We start from the raw sequence: 10,141 nt of genomic DNA, 5'->3' as shown, positions 1-10,141 counted from the left end.
TCGTCGAACGGCGCCCGGTCCGTCTTCAGCGCGAACCCCTGCACCCCGCTGCGCTTGGTGGCCACCACCCGCACCCGGCTGTCGTGCGCGACCGTGCGGGCGAAGGTGGGTGTCATCTCGTGCGCGAAGTGCACCTCGCCGCTGCGGACCGCGGCGGCGCGGGCCTCGGACTCTGCGGAGAGGATGCGTACCTCGTCCAGGTGCGGGGCGCCGTTCCAGTGGTCGTCGAAGCGGCGGCCGGTGAAGCTGCGCCCGGCCGTGAAGGAGACGAACCGGAACGGGCCGGTGCCGACGGGCTTCGTCGGATCGTCCCAGCCGTCGCGGACGATGGGCGTGCCGGTCATCGCGAGCTGGCTGGGCAGTTCCGCGTTGGGCCGGTCGAGGGCGATCTCCACGCCCAACTTGCCGACCTTGCGGCAGTTGGCCAGATCGATGTGGGACAGGGAGTTCTTGGCCAGGTGGTCGGCGGCGTTCGGGTCGAGGATGCGGGACAGGCTGTACAGCACGTCGTCCGCGGTGAGGGCGTGTCCGTCGTGGAACCGGGCCTCGCGCAGCTCGAACCGCCACACCCGGGCCTCGTCGTCACTGGACCAGGACCGCGCCAGACGCGGGACCGGCCGCAGGGTCGAGTCCAGCTCCACCAGCTTGTCGAATACGGCCTTGTGCCGGGCGATGTCCACGAACTGCCGCTGCGCGTGCGGGTCCATGGTCTCCTTCACCCCTGCGCCGGGGAAGGCGGCGCTCAGCGTGCCGCCCTTCTGCGGCGTGGAGGAACGGGAACCGGCGGACGAGCAGCCGGGAAGCAGCAGCCCGGCGCCGGTCGCGACCGCCGCGGCGAGCACACTCCGGCGAGTGGGGGTGACCGGCATGTGGACGTACCTTCCTGCCTGTTGGGTTCCGGAACCACGGCACAAGCATCCAATCTGCAATTGCAACCTATATGCAACAGGGGCCATTGTGGAACTGATCACTCGGCTCCGCATCGCCGTCGTGCGTAATGCGCGGCGGTCTGCCCGCGGACCGCGCCCGCGGCGACGGGCTGGGGCTCGCCGACCAACTGGGCCCGCACATGACCGGCCACTTCCGCCGTCCCACAGCCTTGACCGGAGGCCAACAGGGCGTGCCCTGTTGATCCGTGCGGTGGCAGCGCCCGACCCGCTCCTCCTTGTCGCCGCCGTGACCGGTTTCCTCTACGCCTGCTCGTTCCAGGCGGGGAAGATCGTGTACTCCCATGAACTGACCGTCCCCGTCGGCACGTCCAAGCTGCCGCCATCCCAGCAGGTGGCCGCCGCCCGCAAGGCGCGGTGCGCCCTTCCCCGAAGGCCGGGGCGACGACGCGCGTCCTGCTGTCCGGTGGAGGCGCGGCAGGGCCACCCACCCGCTGACCAGGCCTGATCCGGCACTCCGGCACGGTGGGGTATCGCATGCGGGCGATGTCCCACCCGACTCAGTGGTTCCCTTGCCGAACACCTCATCCATACAGGTGGCGGCGGGTTCGGGGTACCGGCCGTGGCCCGTCGAGCCGCTGCCGTCGCGTGGCGGTGGTGGGCGCGGCATGGCGATCGGTCGTGTTGCCGAGGCGGGGCGTGTCCGGTTCTGGCGAACGCCTGGCGCCCAGGGGCGACGTCGTTCGCGGACGGCCGCTGGTTCCAGGGGACGAGGGGGAGAATCCTCACGTGGTTCAGCCTGCCCGCACGGCTTCTGGGGGTACGGGAGCCGTGTGACCATGAGGGCATCCCGCCGGTGGGTGACTGACCCACCGCGAGGACCGGAGCGATGCAGCGGTGTGATGGACGAGACGTGTGTTGCCGGCATGGCCGGAGTGCGCCGGCGTCTGCCGCGACTGAGCAGCCACGCGAGCGGTATTACTCAGCCCGTCACCAGCCTTGTCCGGCGTGCTCGTGCTGCCGCATCAACCAAGTTCTCGGCTGTGATGTGCCTCGTTGGATCGGTGATCCGGACGACCTCGATCAACTCGGTCTTCGCGTGAACGGGCGGAAGCATCATGCGGAAAGGGTTACTGATCAAGAGGCAGGTCGGTGTCCGGGGTGTGCTCTTGGGCTCGGCCCAGTGCACCTGGGGCTGGAAGACACAGTCCGTCTGCCAGCGTGTGACATCCTGGCCAGGTGCTCCTGAAGGATCTCGCCGGTAGTGTCGACCTCCGCCCAGTGCGCTATCAGTTCGCCACGGTCCGCGGCGACTCGTACGACGACAACTGGCTGGTCGTCGATGGCACGGTGTTGACTGCAGAGGGAAGCTGGTCCTTCACTGATCCGTGTTTGCTCACCGATGAGGCCCGCCAGGTGTCCGCGTGGGTGCGCGCGGTGTCCGAGGGACGGTGGCCGTCACCGAGCCTGATGCCGAAGGTGAGCTGTGGCCGGACACGTGGTTCATCGAGCCGGTCGTGTCTTTCGGCCTCGCCGGTCAAAGCGAGGGCGGGAACGCGGTGATACGCGCTCATCTGCCCTTGGAGGCGGCACTCCTGTGCGGCAACAGGACGACGACGGGGCTGACATCTACCAGTACGTCGTGGAGGTCAGGATGGACGCCGCAGCGCTGCGTCACGCGGCTGACCAGTGGGACCTCTGCCCGGCTTCCTTGCCGCCCCGCTGATGCAGCCGATTCCTACTCGCCGCGGCCGGCCGGTCTTCTACGAATTGGGCGGCCTCCGCCCACCGCACCGCGACTCGTCTCGTGTGCCACAGTGTTCTCGCGGGTGGCACAAGGACGGTTGTCAGACCGGGGACCTAGCATCCGCTTGTGAACGTCGAATCCCGTCTGGACCTGATACTGCCGCCCGGCCGCATGGTCACCTCGGAGGAGGGCCACGGCACTGTGCAGCCGCTGTGGCTGAGCGACAGCCCACCCACGGTTGAGCTGTGGCCCCGTCTGCGCGCGGAGCATGCTGCCTCCGGCCTCTGGCCGCTCCTGTGCGGTCCCCTGCATCCGCACGAGGCCGACTTCCGACCCTGGGCCTGCGGCGAACTGTCCCCCGAACGCATGTCGTCCCCGGCAGACCACGATCCCGAAACCGTACTCACCCGCTGGTGGCGGGACTACACCGCCACCGACGAGGACGACGACCAGCTGGATACAGAAGAACGCCTCGCTGTCACCGACCCGTTCGGCCAGTCCTGGCCCGGCCTCACACCCTCCGCGACGCCCGTCCAGAACGCTGATGCGATAGCCGATCAGTACGCGCAGGCCTTCTTGTCCCAGCACCCGCACGCCCGCCTCGGACTCGTCGCCGCACCTCGTGGAGCCGACGCCCTCACCACCGCCGGCTGGAACGGCCCGGTCAACTACGACAACGACACCGCCGTGTTCTCTGCCGTCGTCCGCGATTGGGAAGACCGCTTCGGCGCCCGCGTCGTCGGCGTCGGTCTTTCCACCCTGCACCTCAGCGTCGCAGCCCCGCCAAGCCGTCTCGAGGGCGCCCTGCGGATCGCCGCAGAGCACTTCGCCTTCTGCCCCGACAACGTCTGGCAGGGCGCCCACCGAGACCTCGCCACCTACGCCGAGGACCTCATCGGCCTGAACTGCTGGGACTTCTGGTGGGACTGACCGGGCAGACAAGCCGGGCGGTCGGCCACCGGCCGAGCAGCACAAGGCGGGGAAATCGACAGATACCGTAGACACAGCGTGCGGCACGCCGTCCCCGCCGTAGGGGAGAACGTGCCTCACGGTGCGGTGGCGGCGGTTCCGGTGGGATTCAGCGGCACCGTCAGGGCTCTCAGCGGCGGCCGCTGCGGCGGTGGCCCAAGGACTCGTCGTCGATGAACCGGCCGCGGTGGTTTCGGAGGGTGGCGGTGTCGGTGCGGTTGTCCCAGACGTAGTTGCGGCGGTCCTGGTAGACGTCGGCGCGGGTGTGGCGGCCCTGTCCGGTGTGGACGCGGACGGTGGAGCGTCCGGCGAGGCGGTAGTCGTAGTCGGTAGAGGGCACGGGACGCGTACCAGGGAGACGGCCGGTGCGGCCCCCAGGGGCGGCATCGGCCGTCGCAGGTCCCCCGGCCTGGCGGGCTGCCGGTGCCCGCACCGGATCAGTAGCCTGCGGGACAGTACAGCGGTGCCGTGTCCGCGTTGTTTTTGGTGATCAAGCGGATCGGTGTGTGGTCGATCTTCTCCGCCTTCCTGTCGCGCAGCAGGGCGATGGTGTTGCGGACGGCCAGTTCGCCGGTGTTCCCGGCCGAGTTGGACACCGTCGCGGAGAAGCGTCCGTCCTTCAGTGCGGCGAGGGCCTCGTCGGTGCCGTTGACCGTCACGATCCTGACCTGGTCGGCTCCGGCCGCGTCGAAGGCCTTGCGGGCGGCGAAGGCCATCTGTTCGTTGGCGACGAAGGCGTAGTCCAGGCCGGGGTGGGCCCGGGCCATGGTGGCGGCGACTTCTCCGGCCTTGTCGGCGTTGAACATGCCGGGCTCCTCGGCGACCACCTCGGCATGGACGGGCAGGGCCTTGGTGAAGCCGTCGGTGAGCAGGTCGGACGCGGCGCCCGGCGCCCCCGCGATGACACCGACTTGGACGTCTCGGCCTGCGGCGTCGTCGGCGATCCACTGGCCGTCCAGCCTGCCGACCGCCTCCAGATCGACGACCACCGCCCCCAGGATGTCGTCGGGGTCTGTGCTCACGGAGGTCAGGAAGACGGGGATGTCCGCGCTCCTGGCCTTCTCGATGCCGCGTTTCAAGGCGTCCGTGTCCACGGTCTGCAGGATGATCGCGTCGACCTCGCGCGCGATCATGTCCTCGATGTTGCTCAGCTCGGTCGCGGCGTCCTGCCGGGAGTTGGCGGTGACCAGCCTCGCGAAGTTGTTCTTGGCGTTGATTTCCACGGATCGCTGGAGGCAGGTGTGGAACTGGCTGTCGCCGCCGTTGATGAACCCGAGGGTGAGCGGGCCGTCGTCCGCGGAATCGGTGTTGTCCGAGTAGGAGCCGCAGCCGCTGAGCAGCAGACCGACGCCGAGCAGTAGAACGTGCGTGGCTTTTCGGCGACGCGAGGGCGTCGGCATGGCTGGGCCGCCTTTCCGGGGTGTGCTGGAGGAGTGTCCGATGCGCCCGTTCACCGCCCGCGTCGCAGAGGCGGCGTTCGCGCGTGGTGGCTGCGGCTCCTGCAGCCACGCGACGGCGCAGACGGTACAGCCGTAGGGAGGGCGTTCACCCTGTCCGGGAGCGCAACGTAATCCTGCGCGGTTCGCTCGGCAGCTCGATGGTGACCGCGGGCAGCGCAGAGGAGACCGCCGACGGCCGATGGGGTCCTCGGTCGCGGTGGCGCCGGACTTGTCGACCAGGTAGGCGGTGCCGTCGGTGATCTCCACGTGGTTCGGGTTGGTACCGGTGGCGACGGTCTCCTCGATCATGCTCTTCTTCACGTCGACCCGTGTCACGTTGGCGGCCACGGACAGGACGCCGGCGCCGGTCGCCACGGACTTGATGACGATGCCCATGACGACGCCCTTGCGGAGGGCGACCACGGACAGGGTGCCCGAGGTTTGGTCGGCGGTGTAGGCGGTCCTGCCGTTCTTCGAGAGCGAGACCGAGATCGGGACGTCGCCGGCTGGGACGAAGCGCGGGGACTCGGAACCCCGCACCAGCTCGATCAGGCGGTCGTTGTTGAGGTCGGCCGCGTAGAGCGCGCCGGTCGCCGGAAACGAGCGAGCTGACGGTGCGTGAGTCGGTTACCGAGGCGCTTCGGCAATGGCGCCTCGGCCGGCGCGCCCGTGGCGGTCATCGTCCTCGACGCGGGCGCCGCGCAGTCGGCCGTCTGCGCGGTGCGCGGCGGAGTGGCGACGGGCGCCGCCGTACACCTGCTGGCCCGGAAGCGCGGGATGCACGGCTACCGGCTGGTCCTCGTCGGCATCTGCGCCTCGTCGGTGCTGGGTGCGGCGACCAGCTTCCTGTACCTGCGCGCCGACATCGGCAAGGCCGCGCAGGCCGTCGCCTGGACGATCGGCTCGCTCAACGCCCGGGGCCGGCACGAGGTCCGTGTCGTTGCGATGGGGCTGGCGGTGCTGGCGCCGGTCGTCCTGGCGTACGAACGACGGCTGACCTTGTGGGAGATGGGCGACGACACCGCCGCCGCGCTCGGGGTACCGCCGGAGAGGAGCCGCCTTGTCCTGCTCGGTGAGGACCGTGCCCGCACCGTTCCCTTCGTCGCGCCGACCCGCAGCCGGCCCGCCGGGTGACGCGGGCAGCGGGTCCGAACGTCCTGTCCGGAGCCTGGCAGACCGAACGCCAGCCCGCCCCGCCCCCTTTACGGCTGCACCGCTACCACACCGTCCGAGTGGCCAGTCGCAGCGGTGCGTGGGTTCAGTCCCTGCCCATCTGGTCCTCGTCCGACAGGTGTTCCACCGTCCTGCCGGTCTCCGTGAACGTACGGGTCACGTGACCCGAGGAGTACACCCACAGGATCCGCAGCGGGCGGTCGCCGACATTGCGGAAGAGGTGGGGAACGGGGGAGGGGATGTACGTGGTGTCGTACTGCTCCAGCTTCGTCACCTCACCGTCGACCCACACCTCCGCCTCGCCGTCGAGGATCGTCACGTGCTCGTCGCAGTTGTGCGAGTGCAACGGAGCTCCGGAACCCACCGGATACACGCTCATGCCGCTGGTGATGAGGTTCTCCCCACCCGCCGACGGCGTGGTGATCAGGGGCGTCGTCACGACGGAACCGCCCCGGTCGAGCAGGGGCACGGACGCGGCCTTGATGATCGTGGTCATCCGGGGGTTCCTCTCCAGTTCGACGTGTTGCGTCGAACGACGTTAGGTCGCCGTGTCCCGAATCGGTGCCCTCTGGCGTGCAGGTTTACGTTGCACTCCGGGAGGGGTGAGCATCTTCCGCCCGGCTGTACCGTCACCTGTCACCGCAGGGCTTTCGACCCGCCCGGGAAACGCTCCGGAAAGAAAAGGCAGGTATCGGCCAGATGAGGCTCCCCGTTCTCACCGAAGAGGAAATGGACCAGCGGCAGCAGGGGCTGGCCGCCCGTATCGCCGGCCGCCGAGGCGCGGTCCGCGGCCCCTTCCGGGTGTGGCTGCACAGCGCGGAGATGTGCGAGCGGGCCGAGTCCCTCGGCGCGTTCGCCCGCTTCGACTGCAGCCTGCCCAAGCACCTGCGTGAGCTCACGCTGCTGATGGCCGCCCGGAACTGGGACGCGCAGTACTCGTGGAACGCCCATGTGCACCAGGCGATCGAGGCCGGCATCCCCGAGTCCGCAGTCAAGGCGATCGCCGAGAAGCGCGAGGCGGTCTTCGACGACGAGGCCGACCAGGCGTTCTACCGGTTCTGCCGGGAGGTCCTCGAGGAGCACTTCGTCTCCGACGAGACCTTCGCCGCCGCCCTCGCGCACTTCGGCTCCAAGGGCCTGGTCGACACCATCGGCGCGCTCGGCAACTTCACCATGCTCGGCATGTGCCTGAACACCTTCCAGGTCGACCTCCAGCCTGACAAGGAGCCCCCCTTCCCGGACGTCCGCGGCTACGGCCGGGTCGTCTCCGACGCCGACCGGTCGCAGCCATGAGTTCCCTCAGGGACCCGGAGACCGAGGGAGGGATCGCCGTGACCCCTGGGGCACTCCACGACAGCGGTGAGGACAGGGCCCGGCAGGCCGTGGTCCGCGTACGAGGCGTCACCAAGAGCTTCGGTGGGGCGGCCGCGCTGAAAGGCGTCGACCTCGACCTCTACCCCGGTGAGGTCCACGCCCTGATGGGCATGAACGGCGCCGGCAAGTCCACGCTGGTGCAGGTCCTCAGCGGCGTGCATCAGCCCGACACGGGCACCATCGGCATCGACGGGGAGCAGCACACCGGGCTGACGGTGCGCAAGGCCCGCCGGCTCGGCATCTCCTCGGTGCCGCAGCGCCGCGAACTGGCCACGGGCCTCACTGTCGCCGAGAACGTCATGCTGGGCGACCTGCCGACCCGGGGCGGCGCCGTCAACTGGAAGGCGGTCCGGGCGCAGGCCGGCGAGGCGCTGTCCGGGCTCGGCATCGACATCGACGTGGACCGCGTCGCGGGCACGCTCACCGTGGCCGAGCAGACCATGGTGGAGGTGGCGCGCGAGGTCCGGCGCGGTGGCAGGGTACTCATCCTCGACGAGCCCACGGCCTGCCTGAGCGCCAAGGACGCCGGCCAGGTCCGCGCCCTGGTGAGCACGCTGCGGGACGAGGGTGTCGCCGTCGTCTACATCTCGCACTACATCGACGAGGTGATGTCCATCGCCGACCGGGTCACGGTCCTGCGCGACGGCACCCTGGTGCGCAGCGCGCCGGCGGCCGAGATGGACCCCGGCTCCCTGGTACGCAACATGGTCGGCCGGGACGTCGTCTCCACCCGTCCCGAACGGCCCGCCCCCAAGAGCGATCACGGGCTCGTCGTCCGCGGACTGAGCCAGGGCCGCGCCATCCGCGACTTCACCGTCGAGGTGCGCAAGGGCGAGATCGTCGCCGTCCTCGGCCCCGCCGGCGACGCCCAGTCCCGGCTGTTCGACCTGCTGTCGGGACGCCGTCGCCCCGACACCGGGGAGATCCACGTCGACGGGCGTGCCGTGCCCTTCGGCCGCGTCAAGGCCTCCCTCGCCAGCGGGCTGCGCTGCGTCACCGGGGACCGCCGCTCCCTCGGCCTGGTCCAGGGCATGACCGTGGACGAGAACCTGATGCTGGCCGGCGACCGCTTCGCCCGGCGCCGCCTGCACCGCGCCGGCCATCTCGCCCGGCGCGCAGCCCCGGTCCGTGACACCTACGGTGTCGTCGTCCTCACCGGCAACCCGCCCGTCGGCTCACTCTCCGGCGGCAACCAGCAGAAGGTACTGCTCGGCAAGTGGCTGGAGACCGAGCCGGTCGCCTGCTTCCTGGAGGACCCCACCAACGGCGTGGACGTCGCCGCCATGGCCGGCATCCACACCCTCGTCGACGACCTCGCCGCCCGCGGCGTGGCCGTCCTGCTGGCCTCCTCGTCCGCCGAGGAGGTCATGCGTCTGGCCGACCGGGTCGTCGTCGTGAGCGCCGGCCGCACGGTCGCCGAACACGACATCGACGCCATCACCCGCGACGAGCTCGTCGCGACCGCACTCGGAGGTCAACCGCAGTGAGCCTCAAGACCCCCTCCGCCTCCCCGGACGTCGCGGCCGGCCCGCCCCAGCGCACCGGCGCGTCCCGGCCGGGGCCCGGGAAGCTGCTGCACATACCGCACGGCGGCCTGATCCTCGTACTGATCCTGGTGTGCGTGTTCACCGCCGTGCAGGCGGACACGTTCACCTCCTCGCAGAACCTGCTGAACGTGCTGCGTCAGGTCAGTGTCAACGCGGTCATCGCGGCCGGGCTGACTCTGCTGATGACCGCCGGCGGCATGGACTTCTCCATGGGCAGCAACGCGGCCGTCACCCTGTGCGTGGGTGCCCAACTGGTCGACGGCGGCTGGTCCACGCCCGCCGTCGTGGTCGTCTGCCTGGCGCTCGCCACGCTGATCGGACTGGTCAACGGGCTGGTGGTGACCTACACCCGGGTCGCGCCGTTCGTCGCCACCCTCGCCTCAGCGATGCTGCTGGACGGCGTCGCGCTGCTCGTCCTGAACGGCATGAGCGTCACCATCGGCGACAAGATGTCCGCGCTAGGCAACGACGAGATCATCGGCGTGCCCTACCTGACCGTCGTGGCGGTGCTGGTCCTGGCGCTGACCGGCGTGACCATGCGGTACACCACCTTCGGCCGCGACGCCTTCGCCATGGGCGGCAACGAGTACGTCGCCCGGCTCAGTGGCATCAACGTGAACGGCCGCAAACTCGCCCTGTACGCGCTCGCCGGTGTGCTGGCGGGCCTGGCCGGCCTGATGCTGCTCTCCCGGCTCGGCGCCGCCGCGCCCAACACCGCTGGGCTCCAGACCCAGCTCACCGCCGTCGCCGCAGTGGTCATCGGCGGTACGTCCCTCGCCGGCGGCCACGGCACCGTCATCGGCACCGTCTTCGGCGTGGTCCTGCTGGGGGTCGTCGGCAACGCCCTGAACCTCCTGCAGGTCAACAGCAACTACCAACTCGTCGTCACGGGCGGCGTGCTGCTGGTCGCGGCGGTCATCAACGAGTTCCAGCGCAAGTCCTCACCAGGGCATTAGCAACGCCGCGCAGGAGCAAACGCCCCTTGCCTTCGCGCATCCCCCCTCA

General features: G+C 70.0%; 9 protein-coding genes and 2 pseudogenes. 7 read left to right on the top strand and 4 right to left on the bottom strand.

Going from position 1 to position 10,141, the window contains the following annotated elements:
* The coding region (locus tag GTW67_RS13315) for an ABC transporter substrate-binding protein (protein ID WP_237518822.1) at positions 1 to 869 on the bottom strand (869 nt) is incomplete at its 3' end.
* A gap of 271 nt (positions 870 to 1,140) precedes the next feature.
* On the opposite strand from GTW67_RS13315, the gene GTW67_RS13310 reads away from it, so the two are divergent.
* From GTW67_RS13310 to GTW67_RS13305, 3 genes and pseudogenes are all read left to right on the top strand, one after another.
* A complete protein-coding gene (locus GTW67_RS13310; protein WP_524539774.1) occupies positions 1,141 to 1,395 on the top strand; it encodes a hypothetical protein in 255 nt (84 codons plus the stop codon).
* Positions 1,396 to 2,126: 731 nt separating this feature from the next.
* A pseudogene (locus GTW67_RS38505) lies at positions 2,127 to 2,613 on the top strand (WapI family immunity protein).
* A 147-nt stretch (positions 2,614 to 2,760) separates the two neighbouring features.
* On the top strand, positions 2,761 to 3,564 hold the full coding sequence (locus tag GTW67_RS13305) for a DUF4253 domain-containing protein (protein WP_346010644.1): 804 nt from the start codon (positions 2,761 to 2,763) through the stop codon (positions 3,562 to 3,564).
* 169 nt (positions 3,565 to 3,733) lie between these two features.
* Here GTW67_RS13305 and GTW67_RS13300 read toward each other — a convergent pair.
* Positions 3,734 to 3,922 (bottom strand): annotated as a pseudogene (locus tag GTW67_RS13300) (lamin tail domain-containing protein); the annotation flags it as partial.
* A 118-nt stretch (positions 3,923 to 4,040) separates the two neighbouring features.
* A complete protein-coding gene (locus GTW67_RS38340; RefSeq protein ID WP_346010643.1) occupies positions 4,041 to 5,582 on the bottom strand; it encodes a substrate-binding domain-containing protein in 1,542 nt (513 codons plus the stop codon).
* Positions 5,583 to 5,711: 129 nt separating this feature from the next.
* Here GTW67_RS38340 and GTW67_RS37645 point away from each other — a divergent pair, with 129 nt between their 5' ends.
* Positions 5,712 to 6,176 (top strand): iron chelate uptake ABC transporter family permease subunit, encoded by a 465-nt coding sequence (locus tag GTW67_RS37645; RefSeq protein WP_346010642.1) that lies wholly within the window; start codon positions 5,712 to 5,714, stop codon positions 6,174 to 6,176.
* Positions 6,177 to 6,300: 124 nt separating this feature from the next.
* Here the strand turns inward: GTW67_RS37645 and GTW67_RS13285 are convergent, their stop codons facing one another.
* Positions 6,301 to 6,711 (bottom strand): cupin domain-containing protein, encoded by a 411-nt coding sequence (locus GTW67_RS13285; RefSeq protein ID WP_161165018.1) that lies wholly within the window; start codon positions 6,709 to 6,711, stop codon positions 6,301 to 6,303.
* Between the two features lie 233 nt (positions 6,712 to 6,944).
* Between GTW67_RS13285 and GTW67_RS13280 the strand changes: the two genes are divergently transcribed.
* Genes GTW67_RS13280 through GTW67_RS13270 form a run of 3 tightly spaced genes read left to right on the top strand, consistent with a single transcriptional unit; the run spans position 6,945 to position 10,092 of the window.
* Positions 6,945 to 7,508 carry a carboxymuconolactone decarboxylase family protein gene (locus tag GTW67_RS13280; RefSeq protein WP_161165019.1) on the top strand — a complete coding sequence of 188 codons (564 nt, stop codon included), beginning with the start codon at positions 6,945 to 6,947 and terminating at the stop codon, positions 7,506 to 7,508.
* A 38-nt stretch (positions 7,509 to 7,546) separates the two neighbouring features.
* Entirely contained in the window at positions 7,547 to 9,076 is a 1,530-nt protein-coding gene (locus GTW67_RS13275; RefSeq protein ID WP_346010641.1) for a sugar ABC transporter ATP-binding protein, read from the top strand.
* Entirely contained in the window at positions 9,073 to 10,092 is a 1,020-nt protein-coding gene (locus GTW67_RS13270) for an ABC transporter permease subunit (RefSeq protein ID WP_161165016.1), read from the top strand. Before GTW67_RS13275 ends, GTW67_RS13270 begins: the two co-directional genes overlap by 4 nt.
* Positions 10,093 to 10,141 lie beyond the last annotated feature (49 nt).

It is taken from the genome of Streptomyces sp. SID5910 (genome assembly GCF_009862125.1).
In the GTDB taxonomy this organism is placed as follows: domain Bacteria; phylum Actinomycetota; class Actinomycetes; order Streptomycetales; family Streptomycetaceae; genus Streptomyces.
Note: the sequence above shows the minus strand (reverse complement) of the source record. Positions and strands in the feature narration are given on the sequence as shown.